Source organism: Achromobacter sp. NCFB-sbj8-Ac1-l, from assembly GCF_052695805.1.
In genome coordinates, this window is sequence record NZ_CP199812.1 from 2,970,703 (window position 1) to 2,991,509 (window position 20,807).

Sequence of the window (20,807 nt, forward strand, 5' to 3'; positions counted from 1 at the left end):
TTCGGCCGCGCCGCCGTTGATATTCTCAAAAGCTCTCAGGCCCCGTCCATGGCGCGGGTCTTTCCAAGGGCCCCCAAAGCGATATGCCGTTGCCAAGCAAGGCTGTCGGCCGGGGCCGACTGGCTGACCGCCGATCGGCAAGCCAAGGCTAACCCACACCGAGCTGACTCCTATGAGAATCCGTCGACCTATCATCATCATGAGTGCGCTGTTTGGCGCATCCATCGCCTCGGCCATCTGGTTCGCGGACGGCATTGTCGAAACCTGGCACCACAACCCCACGGCCAACAGCGCCATTCTAGCCATGTTCGCCGTCGGCCTGCTGTACACGCTGTACTGCGCCATCGGCCTCTGGAAAGGCCAGCGGCAATGGTCGCGGCTCGAGGCCCAGGCCGGCAGCTGGCGCGATGCGCAGCGCCTGAAAGGGGTGATGGCATTTTTCAACGGGCGTCTTGAACACGAACTGGGCAGCCCCAACGCGGGGCTGCGCGACCACGTCATCCATTCCTTCGAAGAAGTCCTGAACCTGCGTGCCCGGCTGACCGAGTACATGGCAGGGCTGCTGATCGGCCTGGGCCTGCTGGGCACCTTTCTCGGCCTGATGGCCACCATGGGCAGCATCGGCGAGGTGCTCAAGTCGCTCAACGGCAACGGCGGCGTGCAGGCCATGCTCGAAAGCCTGTCCGTGCCGCTGTCCGGCATGGCGTCGGCGTTCTCCGCATCGCTGATGGGCCTGCTGGGCTCCTTGCTGATGGGCGCCGTGGCCCAGTTCATGTCCGACGCCAACGACAACCTGGTGCAGCGCATCCGCACCTGGTCGCAACAGGTCGAAGCCAACGAAGGCGACATCAGCGACGCCTCGGCCTCCTTCCTGGAAGGCGCCTCGTCGTCCGACACGCCCCTGACCGTACGCTGGAACGGCGCCGCCGAGGCGCTGGAAGTGCTGCGGTCGATGCGCGACCAGGCCCTCGACCGCGACCGGGCCGTGCTTGAAGGCTTCTCGGTACTGTGCCTGGCGGCCAAGGAACAAAGCGCCCACCAGGCCGATATCCGCGACGCCACCCGCGAAAGCGCGCGCCAGTTGCTGGAATTGCGTACCCAGATCGGCCTGCTGACGGCGCTGGGCGAAACCCAGCTGCAGGCGCAAGGCGCCATGAAGGACGCGCTGCGCGGCATGGCGGCGGGCATGGCGCGGGCCGCCGGCTCGCTCGACGAGAACCGGGTGGCGGTCGGCGGCGCGGTGCGCGGCCTGTCGCATACGCTGGCGGCGCTGGCGCAGGCCAGCGAAGGCGCCGAGCGCAAGCTGGACGCCATCGAGCAGGCCATGGGCCGCGGCGCGGCGCAGCTGGCGCTGATGACCCAAAGCGTCATGTCCCAACAGGACGCCTCGCTGGAATTGGTGCGGCGCGTGTCGTCGCTGGCCAATCAGCACGCGGTGGCGGCCGCCGAGGCCGGCGGCGCCTCGCCCGCCGGCGAGCGCCGCGGCGCGGCCGAGCTGCGCCCCTCCCACAACCCCCAACCGGTCGAGGCCTGAACTCATGAAGACACTGCTACCGCTCGCGCTGGTCCTGCCGTTATGGCTGGGCCTGATGGCGCCGGCGCTTGGCACCGATACCGCCGAACCCGTGCCGGGCACCGATCTCGGCGCGCCGGCCTCCGCTGCCCACCCGCCCACCGGCCGGTCGATTTCCCTTGCCGAGGCCTTGGCCATGGCCCAGAGCTACTCGATGCGCCTGCAGATGGCGTCGGCCCGGGTCGACGCCGCGCAGGCGGGCATCGCCACCGCGCGTTCCGCCTACTACCCCAAGCTGCAGGCCATGGCCAAGACCGAAGACGCCATCGACCGCCGCTACGAGGGCTATCGCCGCACCAACGACGAATACGGCCAGACCCAGGTCAGCCTGCAGTACACCGCGCTGGATTTCGGCCGCCGCAAGGCGGAGCTGACCCGCAGCGAATTCAACCAGCAGGGCAGCGAACTGGCGCTGCGCCAGGAAGCGTCCGATCTGCAGTTCGATACCGTGCGGGCCTACGTCGACAGCGAACGCTACCGTCGCATGCTGATCATCGCCCACGAGCACACGGCCGAACTGCGCCGCCTGGCGACCCTGATGGAAGAGCGGGTCCGCGGCGGCCTGTCGCCGCAATCCGAGGTCATCCGCAGCCGCCTGGCGCTGACCAACGCCCAGAACCGCCTGAAGACCATCGCCAAGAATTTCGACCAGGCGCAGCAGTCGCTGCGTGCGCTCACCGGCGAAACCGTGCGCAGCGAGCCCATCGGGGTGAAGCTTGACGCCATCGAGGTGCCCGCCGACGTGCTGGCCTCGTCGATCGAAGGCAATTTCTCGCTGCAATCGCTGCGCGCCCAGCTGAGCGGCGCCGACGCCGGCGTGGATCGCGCCCGGGCCGACCGCTATCCCAAGGTCGACGTCATGGCGTCCTACAAAAAGCCGTTCCAGGACGACGTCCGCGGCCTGGGCATGAATGTGTACGCGCAGGTCTCGATGGACATCTTCGACGGCGGCCTCAAGAGCGCGCGGGTCGACGAGGCCGGCGCGGCGCAGCGCGAGGCGCGCGCCCGGTACGAGTCCACCCGCCGCGAGCTGCGCGATGCCGCCGACCGCCTGGTGTTCGACATCAACACCAGCTACGACCAATGGCGGCTCAGCGCCCTGGGCCTGACCGAAGCCGCCCGCACGCAGTCGCTGTACCTGGAGGAATTCCGCCTGGGCAGCCGCAGCCTGAACGACCTGATCTCGGCCCAGAACGACTATTTCGCGCAAGGGGTCGACAACATCGACGCCTACAGCAACTACATCCTGTCCGTGCTGGGGCTGTTCCATGTGGCCGGCCGCATGGCCGATGGCCTGGACACCCTGCGCCTGGTGACCTCGGCGTCCGGCTACGGCACCCCCTTTCAAAAGGAAACCCAATGAGTTCAAAGTCCTCGGGCCATTTCTGGCCCGCCTACGTCGACCTGATGACCGTGCTGCTGATGGTGTTCATGTTGCTGACGCTGCTGTTCCAGATGGTGGCCAGCATCGCCCGCATGCAGGAAGGCCTGAAGGTCACGACGGCCGCGTCCATGGACAAAGCCGCCGACGCGCACCAGGGCGCCCTGACGCTGACGTTCGCCAACCCCGAGGCGCCGCTGCAAGACGGGCAAAAAAAGGAGGTGCAGGCATGGCTGCACGCCAACCTGGAAGGCATCGCCACGTCGGGGCTGACCATCTCGGCCCACATTCCGGCCGAAGGCGGCGAAGTCGGCAGGCGCCTGTCGTCGCAGTTTTCCCGCACGCTGGAAATCAAGCGCATTGCCGCCGAGCTGCAGGTCGACGAGCACAAGCTGTTCATCGTCAACCAGCTTGATGGCGCACTGGAAGTCGCGGGCCGGATCCAGCTGTATCTGGGGCGCCAGCCATGACCGCACCGTCCATCCCGACGCCAGCCCGCCCGGACGACGCGCCGGCGGCGCACGTCTGGCGCGCGCGGGCAGGGCGGCTGGGCCGCCGCCTGGCGTCGTGGCGGCCGCGTACGGTCACCGGCTACGTCGCATTGGGCCTGCTGGTGTTTCTGGCGTGGTCCGCGGCGTTTCCGCTGGATGTCTACGTGCGGGGCAATGGCGTCGTGCGGGTCGAGCGCCACAATATCCTGATCCAGGCCCAGGAGGGCGGCGTCATCCGCAACATGGCGGTCAAGGAAGGCGACATGGTCACCACCGGCACGTTGCTGGCCGAGGTCGAGAACACCACGGTGGACGAGGCCTACGCCAAGAGTGCAGCCACCCGCGCCTCGCTGCTGGCCAAGGAATACCGCCTGCAGCGCGAGATTGCCGGCGAACCGATGCCGGTTGCCGCGCCCGCCGATTTCGCCGCGGCCAGCGCGGCCGACACCTCGGCCGGGGCGCTGGCCGAGGCCTATGCGGGCGAACTCGAAACCTACCGCCTGCGTCAGTCGGCGCAGGGACAATCGGAATCGGTGCTGGCGGCGCAGATGTCGCAGCGCGAAGCCGAAGCCCAGGAACTCAAGAGCCAGGCGACCGACCTGCAGAAAGAGGCCGCCCTGCAAGAGCGGCAGGTGCGCATGATCGAACCGATGGTCAAGTCCGGCGCGGCCGCCGAAGGCGTGCTGCTGCAAAAACGGGCCGACCTGCAACGTATCCGTTCGTCGCTGAATCAGGCGCGTGCGCGCCTGCCGCGGGTCGAAGCCGAGAAAAAAGAGGCGCAATCGCGCCTGGGCCAGGTGCGGGCCGACTTCCTGTCCCATGCGCGCCAGGAACTGAACGAGGCGCAGATGCAGCTGTCGCGCATCGGGGCCGAAGCCCATGCCAATACCGGACGCAAGGAGGCCGCCCGCATCCTGTCCCCGGGTGACGGCCAGGTGCATCGCGTCATTGCGCCGCACGAAGGCATGGTCATCAAGCCCGGCGGCGACCTGATCGAACTGTCGCCGACCGATGTGCCGCTGGTGGCCGAGATCAAGGTCAAACCCGAAGATCGCGACCATATCTGGGTCGGCATGGACGGGCGGGTGCGCATCAGCGCATTGTCCGGCGCGGGCAGGGCGCTGCCCGCCCGTGTCACCGTCATCAGCCCCGATGCCGTCAGCGAGCCCAATGGCGACCGTCACTACATCGTGTCCCTGTCCGTGGACGCCGGCGAGCAGATGCGGCGGGTGCGCCCCGGCATGAGCGTCGAGGCCTTTCTCGAGGCCGGCCAGCGCACCGTGCTCGCCTATCTCGCCAAACCCATCTACCAGGCTGCCGAAACCGCGTTGTCCGAACCCGGCGGCCACTGATTCCTTCCCCCCCAACCTCATAGCGGAAATCCTCATGACCACTACCAATACCGCCACGTTGCCGGACCCGGGGCTTGCCCCCGTTTCCACGGTGATCTACACCCGGGCGGAAAACCAGATCAACATGGACGGCGCCACGGTGACGGTGCTGATCGACGGCGCCGACGTGGTGCTCCAGTCGCCCGACGGCAAGACCCTGATCCTGCCGCTGGCGGCCGAACTGGCCTCGTACGAGCACAATCTCTATACCCTCAAGTTTGCCGACGGCAAGGTGCTTACGTCCGACGACGTGTTGCGCCTGGGCAAGGTCGTCAACATCGACGCGGCGGCCACCGCCACCCCCGCTGCCGCCACGCCCGCCGCCGCGGCCGATGCCAAGGTGGTCGAAAAGGTGGTCGAGAAAGTCGTGGAAGAGGTCGTGGTGGTCGAGCAAGAGGCCCCGCAGGACACGGCCACCGGCCAGAACGGCGATGGCGGCCATCAGCGCACGGACGCGCTGTCGCTCACCAAGCCCACCGAGGTCCACGTGGCCGACGGCGACGTGCCCTTCCGGATGATGGCCTCGTCGGGGGCCGCGCCGGAAGATCCTGCGCAGCCTGAGCCGCCGCCCCCGCCTCCGCCGCCGCCACCGCCCCCCCCGCCGCCTCCGCCTCCGCCGCCCCCGCCGCCGCCGCCTCCCGAACCCGAGGCCCCGCTGGACCCCGGCCCGGTGGTGGATGACCGGTCGATGCGGCTGTACCAGCTGGATGCCAAGATCGACACCGCCAATCACGTCTACCGGGGCGGGGCGGCGACGCAGGGCGCGCAGACCGACCCGACGCTGGCGGTGCAGTACGGCACCAAGATGATCGACCTGTCGGCGGAAACCGCCGACTGGACGGTCTACGCCGACGACCCGGCGCGCTTTTCGCCCGACATGATGACGCGCGTCATTCACCTGATGGACGCGGCGGGCAAGGTGCACATCAGTCGCGGCCTGCCCGTGGGCTATCGCGTGGTCGAATACGGTACCGACGAGGGCCGGGCCTACGGACTCAATCCCGGCGACGTGCTGTTGCTGTATCCCAAGGGCCGCCTGGACTCGCTGGCGCTCACTTTCGAGTACCAGTCGCGCCAGGGCGGGCCGCTGCAGGAGCACCACGCCACGTTCGTCATCATGGACAACCCATACGAGATCCAGCGTGAAGACGGCTCGTTCGTGCTGGCCTCGGCGTCGGGTCCGGCCCAGGTCACGACCGGCAGCGGCAACGACACGATCCACGCCGGCTACACGCCCATCGAGATCCATGCGGGCGCGGGCGATGACCGCATCGTGGCGTCCACGGTGCGCGGCGTGTACGACGGCGGCACCGGACACGACACCGTCGACTACAGCGGCTTCGCCGACGGCATTACGGTGGATCTGCGCAATGGCGTCACCACGCTGGGCGGCAAGGCGATCCACACGCTGATCGACATCGACGCCATCGTTGGCACCCGCCATGACGACGTGCTGATCGCCGGTTCCGAAAACGCCCAGTTGTACGGCGGGGCGGGCAATGACGTGTTCTTCTCGGGCGCGGGCCAGAACCTGCTGTCCGGCGGCGAGGGCCGCGACGTGGTCGACTACAGCCAGGCCACCCGACCCGACGGCGTGCACGCCAGCCTGGCCGCCGGCCGCACGCAAGCCGGCCGCAACGGCTACGGCGGCACCGACACCTACGAAGGCATCGAAGGCCTGATCGGCTCGCGCTTCAACGACACGCTGGAGGGCGACGCGGGCGACAACACCATCTTCGCCGGCGATGGCGACGACACGGTGGTCGGCAGCGCCGGTTCCGACGTGCTGGACGGCGGTGCGGGCCGCAATACGCTGGACTACTCCAAGCTGGATGTGGCGCTGAACATCAACCTGGTCAACGGCACGGTCCAGAAGGCCGGCGGTGGCACCGACCAGGTCTCGAATTTCGTCGAGGTCGTGGGGGGCGGGGGCAACGACACCTTCCAGGCCGTCAGCGGCAGCACGCTGCGTGGGGGGCTGGGCGACGATACCTTCATCGGCACCCTGGGCTCCACCACGATCGATGGCGGCGAAGGTCGCGACCTGGTCGACTACAGCGCCCTGAACCAGGCCCTGTACATCGACCTGCAGACCGGCTTCGCCTCCACGCTCACGGCCGTCTACGTCAACGGCTCGATGGTGTTCCGGTTCAACGACGCCACGGCCTTCGGCCGCGATACGCTGACCGACATCGAGGACGTCTACGCCTCGTTCTCGGCCGGCACCAACTATCTGCTGGGCTCTGCCGCCGACAACCACATGAAAGGGGGCCGTTACGTCAACTACTTCGACGGCGGCGACGGCAACAATACCCTGGACGGCACGGCGGGCACCTCGGACTACGCGCTGTATGCCAGCAGCTCCAGCGCCATCACGGCCATCCTGAACAGCGCGGGGTCGGGCACGGTCACGCATGGCGGCTTCACCGACACGCTGACGGCTTTCGAAGGCATCTGGGGCAGCGACCACGACGACAGCCTGACCGCCGAAAATTCCCGCACGCTGCTGTTTGGCGGCAAGGGCAACGACACCCTGAAGGGCGGTACCGCCTATTACGCCTGGGGGGCCACGCAGGGTATCCAGGTGGACCTGGCCGCCGGCGTCGCGATGAACGACGGCTACGGCACGCAGGACCAGTTGATCAACGTCGACAATGTCACGGGCACCTATGGTTTCAACGACACCATCTACGGAAACGACAACGCCAACATCATCACCGAGATCAACGGCAACAACACCATCTACGGCAGCAAGGGCAACGACACGCTGTCGCTGGGCAATGGCAACAATACCGTCGACTACTCGTTGCTGGACCGCGGCATCACCGCCAACCTCAGCACCACGGTGCAGACCATCGGCAAGGCCGAATACGGTACTGACCGGGTCTCGGGCGTGCGCAACATCACGGGCACGGCACAGGCCGACAGCATTATCGGCAACAACGACAACAATACCCTGATAGGCAATGGCGGCGCGGACATTCTGGTGGGCAACGGCGGCAACGACGTCCTGATCGGCGGGGCCGACGGCCTGGCCACCGCCAGCTACCACACGTCGCCGCAGGGTATCGATGCCAACCTGTCTTCCGGACAGGTGCAGGACGGCTTCGGGTCGTTCGACACGCTGGTGCAGATCGGCAAGATCGTCGGCTCGTCCAAGGGCGACCGCTTCACCTTCTCGAACCAGGCCGACCTGAGCCGCTATCAGATCGACGGCGGCAGCGGCGGCAACGACGTCATGGCCAAGCAGGGCGCCGGAGGCACGTTCCACCTGGATTCCAGCGTGCGCATCTCGCATATCTCGACCATCGATTTCGCCGACGGCAAGACCGACCGGGTCGCGATCAACCTGAACCAACTGGTGTCCGGGCCGGAAAGCTCGTCGTTGACCGTGCGGCTGGACGCCCAGGACAGCTTCACCATTTCCCAGACCGGCTGGACGATGACGGAAAACACCGCCGATCACCAGACCTGGTCGCAGGGCGGCCATACCGTGGTGGTGGCGCACTAGCGCCGCCGCACGCTGCCGGGGCACGTTTTTTTCAAGGCAATCATGGACAATCTTCGCTACGCTGACCCGGGGCTACCGGTCGGCACCTTCTCTTCCGAATCCGCGCCGCAGGCCCCCGAAGGCCTGGCCGACGCGCTGCTGGACGCCGCCGAGCAGGTGCTGGGGCCGGCCGCGCATTGGCAGTGGCGCAGGCAGGCCCGGCAACTGGCGGGCGAGGCGGGCCTGGAGCCCTGGCTCAAGGCGGCCGCCGCCCACCTGCGCGTGGATTGCCTGGCGACCCCGCAGCCTGGCGCCCAGGCCACGCCCGGCACGCCCGGTCCCACTCCGGGCGTCTACCTGTGGATCCTGGGCGGGCGGGCCGGCGCCGCCCGGTACGTCGGCGATGCCTGGCAGGCGCTGGGACCTCAGGCAGAGGCGTCCCGTGCCGGGGCGGTGCCCTTCGACCTGCCGGCGGGCGCGGCGCTCTACCGCGTCGTGCCCGCACAGACCTTTGCCCGTCTCGGCTGGCGTGAATTCCGCCAGGCGGCGCTGTCCGACACCCGGCTGCTCAAGGAAATCGGCCTGGCGACCTTCGTGATCAACGCCTTCGCGCTGGTCATCCCGCTCTACATGAATGCCATCTACGATCGAGTGCTGCCCGCCCAGGCGGAAATGTCGTTGTGGGTGCTGTCGCTGGGGGCCTTGCTGTGCCTGGGGCTGGAGGCCCTGCTGCGCAACGAGCGCAGCCGCGCCCTGACGCGCCTGGCCGATGAATTCCAGACCGCCTGCCTGCCGCAGCTGGTGCACTGGATGGGCCGCGCGCCCCTGTCGCAGGCCCTGGAATGGGGGCAGGGCACCGTCCGCGGCCTGGCGGCCCTGTCGCGGCTGCGGTCGCTGTACTGGAACCTGGTGGGCAGCTCCGCGGTCGACCTGGGCTTCACCGTGCTGTACCTGGCCATCATTGCCTGGATCGGCGGGCTGATCGCGCTGGTGCCCGTCGCCGCCATGGCCGCCGCCGCCTGGTGCGTCTGGCGCTACGACCGGCAACTGAATGCCATGGGGCCCGACGATGTCGCGCCGTTCTCCCTGACGGCCGACCGGCTGGCCCTGTATCGCGGCGTCAACGCCGAATCGACGCTGGCCTCCGAATACCTGGTCTCGACCGAGTCCATGCGGCTGCGCGAGCAGCGGCGCTTCGCCCTGCAATCGCGTTGCGGCTCGGCCCTGGCCTTGCTGGGCAATGCGCAGACGCTGCTGATCGTGGTCGTGGCCTACTACCTGGTCATGGCCGGCCACATGCAGCCGGCCGGCATCTTTGCGGCCATCCTGCTGTCGGGCCGCATGCTGCAGCCCCTGAGCGCGCTCATGACCGCGCTGCCCAGCGTGCGCCAGATGAACCGCTGCCTGCGGCAGGTCAACGACACGCTGGCGCAGGCCGCCCAGGCGCCCGAGGCCAGCGGCGGCATGGCCCAGCCCGAGGCCGGCTGGTCGTTGCGCGACGTGGCGTTTCGTTATGGTCCCGGCATGGCCGACGCACTCAAATCGGTGTCGCTGGATATCCGCCGGGGTGAACGCGTCGCCATCGTCGGCCCGACCGGCAGCGGCAAGAGCACGTTGGTCAAGCTGCTGCTGGGGGTGGTGGCGCCGGCGCAGGGCAGTATCGACTGGGCCGGGTGCCCGTTGGCGGGCGAGCATGCGCGGTCGCTGCGCGACCAGACCCACTACGCCTGGCAAAGCGCCGAGCCCATCGGCGCATCGCCCCTGGAATACCTGGGCCTGGAGGGGGGGCACAGCCCGGAGGAACTGGCGGCCTGCGCCCGGCAGGTGGGCCTGGCGCCGGCCATTGCCCGCTGGCCGCAGGGCTTGCGCACGGCATGCGCCGCGCTGCCGTCGCTGGGCCGGCGCACCCGCGAGCTGCTGGCGCTGGCGCGCCTGACGCTGACCCGGCGCCGCCTGCTGGTGCTGGATACGCCGTCCGAATCGCTCGACCCCCAATCCGAGCAGCGGCTCATCGACACCCTCAAGGCCAGAAGCGTCGTGGGTGGCACGCTGCTGGTGGTGACCGACCGGGCCAATCTGCTCGAGCTGGTCGACCGGGTGATCTACCTGAACCAGGGCCAGGTCCGTTTCGACGGCGCCGTGCCCGAATTCGAACGGCTGATGGCGCAGGGCGCGGCCAGCCAGGCGGGCTGACGCCGCGCGCGAGCGCACGCAGCGGTGCAGGGGGCGCTGCGTGCGCGCTTCATGGCTGAGGAAAATTCGAGTGTCGCCAGAGGAAATTTCCAAGATAGGACGATTTCACCTCGGCGGAGAATGTCGGGCCGTCTCGGCCTACGTACCGACGGTATCAGGCGATGGCGCTTGCGCAAGGAAACATGCTTTGAAAGCGTTGATAATCACGGACAATGCCGCTGGGCGCGCATCGTGCGAAACCAAATTTGCCGCCCAGTTCGCGCCATTGATATGCACGGAACTGCGGCGCCTGCCGGAGGTGCTGCGCAAGTGGCCTGGCGCCGAGCCGGAACTGGTCGTGCTCGACATCCTGCGCAGCCCGACCAAATGCCTGGCCGTGGTGCCGCGCATGCGCGCCGTCTTCCCCCACGCGAAGGTGGTGGTGCAGCGGCAGGCCGCTCCCCCCAATTTCGACTACCTGGCGCTGCAAGTGGGCGCGCATGGCGTCGCCGATTTCCGCAACACCGGGCCCGCAGACATCAAGGTGATGCTGGCGGCGGTGCTGGGCGGCAGCATCACGCGGCGATGATGGGGCTGCGCCGTCGCGCAACGCGGCGGCCTACGCGCCGGCTTGCAGGGCGCGCAGCGTCGAGCACAGCCGCTCGATTCCGGGCACCAGCAATCGATTCAATGCGCCGACGTTGGCGCTGTCGCCTTCGGCGCAGAGCGCCTCGGCGCGCGTGCTGAGCGCGGTCAGGGTGGCGCAGCCGGCCATGCGGGCGGTGCCCGCCAGGCGGTGCGCCCGGGCGCTGGCCGCGACCCAGTTGCGCTCGGCGCACTCCCGCTGGTAATCGGCCAGATCGGACAAGGCAGTGACGAGCAGGCTGGATACCAATTCGGCCGTGACTGCCGTATTGCCATTGACCAGCCGCAGCAGGGTCTCGTTCACCTTGGCCAGTTCCTGCTCGGCAGGCGCCTGATAGCCCGCAGTGGCCAGGGCGCCCAGCAGATCGGCGTCGCGCACGGGGGTGGCCAGCGTGGCGTGCAGCGGTGTCGCGGTGCCGGTCGCGCCGCCCATGGCCAGCAGAATGGCCTGTCCGATGCCGTAGTCGTGCAGTTGGCGGGCATCCGGATATTGCTCGGCGGCCAGTTGGCAGAACACCACCACGCGTGCGCCTCGCACCCGTTCGGCATCCTTGCGCGCCAGCTGGTGCAGGGTGATCACCGCCAGGCCCAGCACGGACAGCTGGGCGGCCAGGCGCCGCGTCAGGTCGCTGCTGGGGCCCAGTACCAGGGCGCGATGCGGAGCTAGGGCGCGATGTGGCATTGGCGGGCGAAATCGATGAGTTCTACCAAGGTGCGCAGTTCCAGCTTGGCCAGGATGCGCGTCTTGTGCGTGCTGATGGTCTTGTTGCTGATGAACAGCGCTTCGCCGATCTGCTTGTTGGACATGCCGCGCGCCAGCATCTGCATGATGATCACCTGCTTGTCGGACAGGCGGTCCAGCCGTTCGACATAGTTGTTCTGCCGGTCGGTGCGCTGCGCGCTGGGCAGCACGTCGGCGCTGGGGAAGACGATGTACCCCGCCAGCACCGCCTCGACGCAGCGGATGATCTCGACGATTTCCTGGGATTTGCTGACGTAGCCATTGGCGCCGGCTTCTTTGACGCGGGGCGCGAACACGGATTGGTCCTGGCCCGTCAGGACCAGGATGCCGACCTTGGGGTCGACGGCACGGATGCGCGGAATGGCATCCAGGCCATTGATGCGAGGGATGTCGATGTCCAGGATAACCAGGCCGGGACGGGATTCGCGCACGATCTGGACGGCGTCCTGGCCGTTGCCGGCTTCGAGGATCTGCGTGACGCCCATGACCTGGGCGAGGTGCGTCTTCAGGACAAGGCGCAGCGCGGGATGGTCGTCGACGATGAGTACGGTGGTCAAAAGGAGGGTTCCTATCAACGCTAGACAAGGTGGGCCGGGCGTATCACCGGGCCGTTTGCGCTGCCTTCACGAAGTTGGTATTGGCGTGAATGCGGGCTCGCCGTGACGTACCGCGGCGGCCGCCGGCAGTGTAACTGCTTTGATCGCCCATCCGACCCGATTGCCCCGCTTGGGGTTACTGGGGCTTACATCTTAACGCGCTATAGGAAATTTCCTCAGCCCTGTCGGAAATGGCGTCACCCTGAGGATCGACCGCAATCGCATCATTGAACCACCAAAAATCCTTTGAGGTGGTTCTAGCATGAACATCGCATATCGCATTATCTGGAGCGCGGCGGTCCAGGGCTGGGTCGTCGTGTCCGAGCTGGCCACCTCGCGCGGCAAGTCTCGCAGCACCTTGCGCGCCACCCGGCGCGCGGCACTGGCCGCCGGCGCGGCGGGCGCACTGACCCTGGCGGGCATGCCGCTCGAGGCGTTCGCCAACACGGTCTACACGCCCGGCAGCGCCAACAACGGCGCTCAGTCGCTCGACGTCAACGGCAGCACGGTCAACCTGGACGGCACCGTCAGCTTCTCCGGGTCCAGCGGCACGCAGGTGGCCACCCCGACCCTCAGCGAAGGCTTCAACGCCGGCTGGGTCACTGGGGCGGCCGACCCGGCCGGCAAGCAGATCCTCAACTTCGGCGCGCAGAACGCGGGCGTGACGGTCACCGACCCGATCACCAGCGGCAGCGTGGTGGTCAACACCTACGACAGTTCGCGCTTTACCGACGACCTGATTTCCCAGGTCTACCGGGTGTACTGGCCCACCCAGCCGGGGGCCGGCGCGTTCGTCAATGCCAGCCTGGCCAAGGTATCGGGCGGCGGCACGTTCAACATGAACGCCACCGGCCAGGTGGGCGACTTCACCTCCAAGAACGTCAATTACGTGGCCGTCACCAACGGCACCGCCAATTGGAATTCCCGCAACGAAATCGCCTTTGCCGACCGCGGCTCGGTCGTCACGCAGGATTCCATCCAGCCCTACACGGTGCAGTTGGGCACCACCACCTACAACGGCACGTTCACGGTCACGACCAGCGACGGCGCGCAGAGCCGCAGCGTCACCAACCTGGCCGAGCTCAAGGCCTACAACACCTGGCTGGTCGGCCAGTTGCGCGCCGGCAAGCTGGGTGCGGGCGCGGCGGCGCAAACCGCCTACAACAACGCGCTGAACCTGGCCTACACCAAGACGGTGCTGACCTACACGATCAACCCCGCCACGTCGCCCATCGATCCCTCCGACCCGATGTTCACGCCCGTGGGCAACCAGGTGGGCATGCTGGCCGACGGCGCACAAGCCACCGCCCGCGTGACCTCCACCGGCGCGATGACCAGCGCGTTCAACTCCAACGGCGGCACCTTGCTGCGGGCCGTCAATGGCGGCACCGTCATCAACGAGGGCACGGTGTCCACCGTGCGCTTCGGCACCGGCATGTCGGCGGCCAGCGGCGGCCACATCATCAACAATGGGGTGCGCAACCTGGGCGAGCAGGGGGTCAACCCCAACCCCGAGGTCAAGCCCGACATCGTCACCGGCGTGGCCACCACCTACGTCAACAATGGCACCATCAACCAGGCCGCCTGGACCTGGAGCGCTTCCGCGGGCGTGGACACCAACTGGATCAACGTCAATGCGGGGGCGGTCGCCACCAACAATGGCGCGGTCAACATCGGCACGCGGGCCCAGACGGGCCTGGGCAAGCCCGTCGGCGCCATCGTCAACAACGGCGGCACGCTGGTCAACGGCACCGACGGCCTCATCTACCTGGGCCGCGAAGGCTCCACCAACGTCACCGCGGCCGTCATCGACCGCGGCGGCGCCGACGTGGCGCAGATCAACGGCGCCATCGGCATCACCCTGAACACCGGCGCCACCGCGCGCAACAACGGCAACATCATCATCGGCGACAAGGTGCAGGCTGGCCGGGCCGTGTCCGCCACCGGCACCGGCGTCACCTACTCGGGGTCGGGCACCATCGAGGTCAAGGGCCACTACAACGCGGCGCCGCTGGCCAACGTGGGCATTTACAGCACCGCCACCGCCAGCAACATCGACAACGCCGGCACCATCAACGTCAAGGGCGCCAATTCCATCGGCATCCAGGCGATGTCCGGCGGCCAGGCCAAGTCCAGCGGCACCATCAACGTCAGCAGTGATTCGGCCCAACAGACCAGCGGCCTGCGCAACTATGGCGTCTGGTCGGAAGGCACGGGTTCCAATGTGGCCGTCTCGGGCGCCGTGAACCTGACCGGCGACGGCACCATCGGCGTGCGTGCGCAGAATGGCGGCGGGGCCACGCTCACGGGCTCGGGCGCCGTCAATTTCCAGAATGGCAAGAACCAGATCGGCTTCTTCATCTACGGCGCGGCGTCCTCCATCATTGCCACGGGAACGGCGGTGCAGGACGTGTCCACCGAAGGCTCGACCCTGTTCCGCGTGGAAGACGGCGCAGACTTCACCGGCGGCACCGGTGCCGGCACCCAGGTAACGGCGTCGGGCAAGAATTCCACCGCCGTGTATTCCACCGGCTTCACCAACTGGAAAGTGTCCGCCTTCAACTCGGGCGACATGACCATCAACCTGGAAGGCGAGGGGGCTGTCGGCGTACGCATCGAGGGCGGCGCCCAGGGCAAGATTTCCCAGAACGCCGTGATCAACATGAACGACGAGGAGGCGATCGGCGCAGTCGCCGGCATCGCCGATGGCCAGAAGCGCGACGTCACCGGCGCCAACGTGGGTTCGCCCCAACTGGGGGTGTTGCGCGACAGCACCAAGGCGGCGGGCGAAACCGGCTTTGGCACCGGCACGATCCTGGTGACGGGCGCCACGCTCAACTCGGCGCTGGACGGGGTGACGGGCTACATTGCCCGCAATGGCGCCGAACTCAGCAACAGCGGCAACATCGTGTTCACCGGCAGCGGCAGCACGGGCATTTCGGTCCAGGGCGGCTCGCGCGGCGGCAATACCGGCCGCATCACGGTCGGTGCGGGCGGCGTCGGCATTCGCGCGCAGGACGACGCCTCCGGCCAGGCCACCGTGGTCAACACGTCGGGCGACCTGGTGCTGAACGGCGGCGACCTCAGCCATCGCGCCGTGGGCATCAATGCCAGTGGCGCCAACACCACCGTCAACATGACGGGCGGCAATATCCATATGAATGGCACCGGCGCGGTCGGGGTGGTCGCGCTCAATGGCGCCAGCGTCAACCTGTCCGGCACGGCCATGCCGATCTTCGCGTCGGGCGCCACGGGCCAGATCCTGTTCCGCCTGAGCGGCGCGGGGTCTTCCATCAACACCCATCTGTCGGCCGGCACGGTGTTCGACGCGTCGGCAGAGGATTCCACGCTTTATCGCCTGGACGACGGGGCGGCCTTGAACGGCCGCATCCAGGTGGCCGTCAGCGGTGAAAAGGCCCAGGGCATCTATGCCAGCGGGGTAGGCACCAGCGTGACGGTGGCCTCGGGCAGCCAGTTCGACCTGAGCGGCGCGGGCGCCCAGGGCCTGTACGTTTCCGGCGGCGCGCAGGCCACCGTCGCCAGTGGCGCCGTCATGAACCAGACCAATGCCGGCGCCACGGCGGGGCTGGTCGACGGCAACTTCTATTCGCTCGATGGCAGCACCTTGCTCGCCAGCAACACCGGGTCCACGCTGACCAACGGCGCCTCGCTGACCTCCACCCAGGCGGGCGCGGTGGGGTTCATCACGCAGAATCTGGGCATATTGGTCAACAACGGCAGCCTGCAGTTCTCGGGCGCGGGTTCGCAAGCCGTGCGGGTCGTGGGCGGCGAACTGCGCAATACCGGCAATATCCAGGCCAAGGGCACCGCCATCTACGTCGAGGGCGCCGGCGCGCGGGTCGACAATCAGCGCGGCCAGATTGTGGCCACGGACGGCCGCGCGGCGGTCGAACTGGGCTCGGGCGCCAGCCTGGACCTGGTCGGCTCGGGCCTGGGCTCGATCGAAGGCCGCGGGACGGCCCACGCCGTGCTGGTCAGTGCCGGCGCCACCGCGCTCAACGTGCAGGGCGCCCATCTGGTCGTCAATGCCGCGGGCGCCACCGGCAACGGGATCGAGAACGCCGGTGAAATCTCCGGCATCCAGTTGGCGAACACCACCATCGACGTGGCCGACGGCATCGGCCTGCGCACCGGCGCCACCATCAGCGCCACCAACTCCGGTCTCATCACCGTGTCGGGCTCCGGCGCGGGCATCGCCTTCCAGGCGGCCGATGGCAGCCAGATATCCAACAGCCTGGATCTCTCCGATTCGCAGGGCCTCACCATCCGGGCCACGGGCGCGGGCGGTCGCGGCGTCGTGGCCAACACCACCGGCACCGTCAATACGGCCGTGAACGTCAGCATCCAGCACACCGCGGGCGGTTCGGCGCTGGTGCTGGGCGACGGAGTCACCACGGTGGTCAACGGGGGCGTGCTGCGCTCGAACAGCCGGGTGGCCCCCACGGTGGCGACCAACAAGGTCACGCATTTCACCAACAGCGCCAGCGGCGAAGTCAACGCGCCCAATGGCGGCGGCACGGCCCTGGTGTTCGACGACCAGGCCACCACCCTGGTGAACCTGGGCCGCATTGCCGGACTGGTCGACCTGGGCGCGGGCAACAACGTCCTGCAGAACCGCGGCACCATCGACGGCGACGTGCGCGCCGATGCGGGCGACAACACGCTCTCGCTGGACGGCGGCACCGTGACGGGTAATGTCCGTCTTGTCGGCGCCACCGGCAGCAATACGCTGCTGCTGAAAGATGGGTCGAGCATCGGCGCCTTGCTGGGATCGTCGGGCAACGATACCGTCACGGTGCAGGGCGCCGGCAACCAGTTCAGTTCGCTGGACGGCGGGGCGGGCAACGACACCCTGGTGTTCGACGGCGCGCGCTACACGCTCAGCGACAGCAATGTGATCCGGTCGTTCGACCAGGTGCGGCTGCGCAATGCGTCCACCCTGACCCTGCAGACCGCGCTGGCCGGCAAGCCCGCCAGCGGGGCCGCCATCGACCTGGATGGCGAGCAGACCGTCCTGGCGCTCAAGCCGACCATCGTCGGCAACGTCACCCTGGGCAACGTCCTGACCGGCAACGGCCTCGTCCAGGTCGATGCCGGCACGCATGCCTTCGACTTTGCCAGCAGCGTCGGCAATGCCTTCCGCGGCACGGTGGCGATCGATCGCGGCACCTTCCTGCTGGGGGGGGACAATGCGACCGCGCTGACCAACGCCACCCTGAGAATGGGGGCGGGCAACACCACGTCGGTGGGCAACGGCGTGCAATCCGTCGGCGGCCTGGCCTTCGATGGCGGCACGCTGATCTTCAACGCCCAGGTGCCGGGCCAGACCACGGCGCCCGGCAGCATCCGTGTCGGCACCCTGGACGCCAGCGGCGCGGGTACGGTGCGCGTCACGGTGCCCACGACCCTGGTGACGACGGCGCCGGGCACCCCCAACGCACAGAACCTGTTGGCGCAAGACGATGCCAATACCAGCATCAAGCTTGTCGCGGCAGGGACCACCGTGGGGTCGGCGGGCGCCGTGGCCTTCCAGGACCAGAACGGCACGGCCATCTCGGCAGCGCGCGAGCTCGACATTTCGGTCGCGGGCGACGTCGTTGCCAAGGGCACCTATGACTTCCGCCTGACCACCGCGCCCGGCGACGGCCTGTACGTGAACTACGGCCTGACCAAGCTGGAACTGCAGGACGGCAAGACGCTGGCCCTGGCGCAGGACGATGGCGCCACCGGCGCCGACGCCGATCTTTCGGCCAAGCTGACCGGCCGGGGCGGCATTGCCGTCGCGGCGGGCAACGGCGTGGTGTCCCTGTCCAACGCCACCAGCGACTACCAGGGCGCGACGGCCGTGCAGTCGGGCACGCTGCGCCTGGATGCCAGCGGGGCGCTGGGCCGGACCCAGGCTCTGCGCGTCAGTGCCAATGCGGCGGTCGACCTGAATGGCAAGACCCAGGCGATCGGCGCCTGGGACATGCAGTCGGGCTCGTCCTTCGACTTCAACGGCGGCGCGCTGACCTTGCTGGGCGGCGGCACGACGCAAGGCCGTCTGGCGGGGGCCGGCACGCTGACCCTGGCCGGCAGCGGCGCGACCGGCACGCACGTGTTCAACGGCGCCAACCCCGGCCTGGCCGTGCGCACCCTCATCGGCAGCGACGCCACCGCCGTGCTCGACAATGGCGCGGGCCTGGGCAGCGGCGAGATCGTGGCCGACGGCACGCTGCAGTTCAAGGCGGGCAGCGGCACGCTCGTCAACCCGCTCACCGGGGCGGGCAACGTCGCGCTGACCGACGCCTCGCGCATCGGGCTGGCGGGCGACAACCGGGGCTTCTCCGGCAACCTCAGCACCGCGGCGGGCACGACCCTGACCGCCAGCACGGCCGCCAACCTGGGTACCGCCAACATCGCCAACGCGGGTACGCTGGTGCTGGACACCCCGAGCGACTGGACGCTGGAAAACGCCATCAGCGGCACCGGCGACCTGACCAAGCGCGGCGGCGGCAGGCTGACCGCCAGTGACGCCAGCCTTGCCTATACCGGCAGGACCACGGTCGAGGCGGGCACGCTGGTGTTCGGCGGCCCGGCCCAACCGGACGCCTTCCTGGGCGGTGTCGGCGCGGGCACCGTCACGGTCGGGGCGGGCGCCTCGCTGGTGGGCGACGGCACCATCCGCGGCGCCGTCGTCAACCACGGCGCGCTGGGCGTGTTCAATGCGCTGGACAACCGCCGGGCCGCAACGCCGGGCACCCTGACGCTGGCCAATGGCCTGACCAACGCCGGCACGCTGTACGTGGCCGGCGGCACGCTGGGCAATACCCTGCGGGTGCAGGGCGACTACGTGGGGCAGGGCGGTGCGATCGTGCTGGCCGCCTTCAAGGGCGACGACACCTCGGCCAGCGACAAGCTGGTGCTGGATGGGGGCCGGGCCTCGGGCAACACCGGCCTGGTGATCCGTCACGCCGGTGGTACGGGCGACCAGACCAGCGTGGGCATTCCCCTGGTGCTGACCGAGAACGGCGCCACCACGGATGCCACCGCGTTCCACCTGGACGCGCGTTCGGACGGCTATCGCCAAGGCGTCGGCAGCATCGCGACTGGCGCCTACGACTACAACCTGGCGCGAGGCGGGGTTGGCGGCAATGCGCAGGATTGGTACCTGGTGTCGCAGGTGTCCACGTGGCAGCCGGTCGATCCGGTGACGCCGGTCGACCCGGTCGATCCGGTCACCCCGGTCACGCCGGTCGATCCGACCCAGCCGGTGGCACCGGTCACGCCCACGCCCACGCCGAAGCCGGATGCCGGCCATCAAAACTATCGTCCCGAGGTTGGCGCCTACCTGAACAACAGGCTGGCGGCCACCACGCTGCAGCAGCATACGCTGCGCGACCGGGGAGACTATGCGTCGGGCAGCGTCGACGGCCAGCCGGCCCGTGCGGGCTGGGTGCGCATCGTCCGGGGCCAGGACAGCCGCGATGGCGCAGGCACCATCAAGGATACGTCCACCACCTACCTCATCCACGGGGGCAGCGACCTGCTGCGATTCCCGGTGGGCAAGGACGGGTCGGCCCGCGTGGGCGCCATGGCGTCGTACGGCTCGAACAGCAGCCGTGCCGAGAGCAACGGGCTGCACGCGACCGGCAAGGTCGAAGGTTACGCCGTCGGGGTGTATGGCACCTGGTTCGGCCACACCGACATCCTGACCGGGCCGTACGTGGACACCTGGATGATGCTGGGCCGCTACGACAACAAGGTCGATGGCCAGGGCTTGCCGCGCGAAAGCTACCGGTCGCGCGCCAATTCGGCGTCCGTCGAAACCGGCTACTCGTTCAAGGTCTACGACAACGGGGCGCGTCAGCTGTACCTGCAACCGCAGGCGCAGGCCATCGTCACGCGCTACCAGGCCGACGACCACCAGGAAAAGACCGGCACGCGCATCAGCGGCCAGTCGGACACGAGCGTGGCCACCCGGGTGGGCGTGCGCCTGCAAGGGCACCTGTCCAACGAAGAAGGCGCCACGCAGATGCTGCCGTTCGCCGAGGTCAACTGGTGGCATGGCCCGTCGTCGCAGCGCATCCGCTTTGACCAGACGACCGTCCGCGAAACGCTGCCGGGCAACCAGATGGAACTGAAGGCGGGCTTGCAGGGCAGTCTCAGCAAGTCGCTCAGCCTGTCCGGCAGCCTGGCCCTGGAAGCCGGGTCCAGCAACTACACCGGCGCGCGGGGGCAGTTGAACCTGCGGTACATGTGGTAAGGGGTTCAGGCGCCTAGCTGAACGCCACCAGGACCGGCCTCGCGCCGGTCCTTTTTTTGG

Annotated in this window: 10 protein-coding genes; 8 read left to right on the plus strand and 2 right to left on the minus strand. The window is 68.4% G+C overall.

What is annotated here, in order from left to right; genetic code table 11:
- The first annotated feature begins 199 nt into the window (after window positions 1-199).
- The 7 genes from ACUDP5_RS13630 (at window position 200) to ACUDP5_RS13660 (ending at window position 11,087) form a co-directional block, all read left to right on the plus strand.
- Window positions 200-1,534 (plus strand): hypothetical protein, encoded by a 1,335-nt coding sequence (locus ACUDP5_RS13630; RefSeq protein WP_445658985.1) that lies wholly within the window; start codon window positions 200-202, stop codon window positions 1,532-1,534.
- A 4-nt stretch (window positions 1,535-1,538) separates the two neighbouring features.
- A complete protein-coding gene (locus ACUDP5_RS13635; RefSeq protein WP_445658986.1) occupies window positions 1,539-2,936 on the plus strand; it encodes a TolC family protein in 1,398 nt (465 codons plus the stop codon).
- Window positions 2,933-3,424: a hypothetical protein gene (locus ACUDP5_RS13640; protein ID WP_263913372.1), complete on the plus strand. Its 492-nt coding sequence runs from the start codon at window positions 2,933-2,935 to the stop codon at window positions 3,422-3,424. Before ACUDP5_RS13635 ends, ACUDP5_RS13640 begins: the two co-directional genes overlap by 4 nt.
- Window positions 3,421-4,797, plus strand: coding sequence for an HlyD family type I secretion periplasmic adaptor subunit (locus ACUDP5_RS13645; protein WP_263913371.1), 1,377 nt, complete (start codon window positions 3,421-3,423; stop codon window positions 4,795-4,797). The genes ACUDP5_RS13640 and ACUDP5_RS13645 overlap by 4 nt, the downstream gene beginning before the upstream one ends.
- 34 nt (window positions 4,798-4,831) lie before the next feature.
- Window positions 4,832-8,347: a beta strand repeat-containing protein gene (locus ACUDP5_RS13650; protein ID WP_445658987.1), complete on the plus strand. Its 3,516-nt coding sequence runs from the start codon at window positions 4,832-4,834 to the stop codon at window positions 8,345-8,347.
- A 42-nt stretch (window positions 8,348-8,389) separates the two neighbouring features.
- Window positions 8,390-10,519 (plus strand): ATP-binding cassette domain-containing protein, encoded by a 2,130-nt coding sequence (locus ACUDP5_RS13655; RefSeq protein WP_445658988.1) that lies wholly within the window; start codon window positions 8,390-8,392, stop codon window positions 10,517-10,519.
- A 187-nt stretch (window positions 10,520-10,706) separates the two neighbouring features.
- Window positions 10,707-11,087, plus strand: coding sequence for a hypothetical protein (locus ACUDP5_RS13660; protein WP_263913368.1), 381 nt, complete (start codon window positions 10,707-10,709; stop codon window positions 11,085-11,087).
- A 30-nt stretch (window positions 11,088-11,117) separates the two neighbouring features.
- On the opposite strand, the gene ACUDP5_RS13665 is transcribed toward ACUDP5_RS13660, so the two are convergent.
- Window positions 11,118-11,825 carry an Hpt domain-containing protein gene (locus ACUDP5_RS13665; protein ID WP_263913367.1) on the minus strand — a complete coding sequence of 236 codons (708 nt, stop codon included), beginning with the start codon at window positions 11,823-11,825 and terminating at the stop codon, window positions 11,118-11,120.
- Window positions 11,807-12,442, minus strand: coding sequence for a response regulator transcription factor (locus ACUDP5_RS13670; protein ID WP_263913366.1), 636 nt, complete (start codon window positions 12,440-12,442; stop codon window positions 11,807-11,809). The genes ACUDP5_RS13665 and ACUDP5_RS13670 overlap by 19 nt, the downstream gene beginning before the upstream one ends.
- Window positions 12,443-12,743: 301 nt before the next feature.
- On the opposite strand from ACUDP5_RS13670, the gene ACUDP5_RS13675 reads away from it, so the two are divergent.
- Window positions 12,744-20,747, plus strand: a complete 8,004-nt coding sequence (locus ACUDP5_RS13675; protein WP_445658989.1) for an autotransporter outer membrane beta-barrel domain-containing protein — start codon at window positions 12,744-12,746, stop codon at window positions 20,745-20,747.
- Window positions 20,748-20,807: the final 60 nt, after the last annotated feature.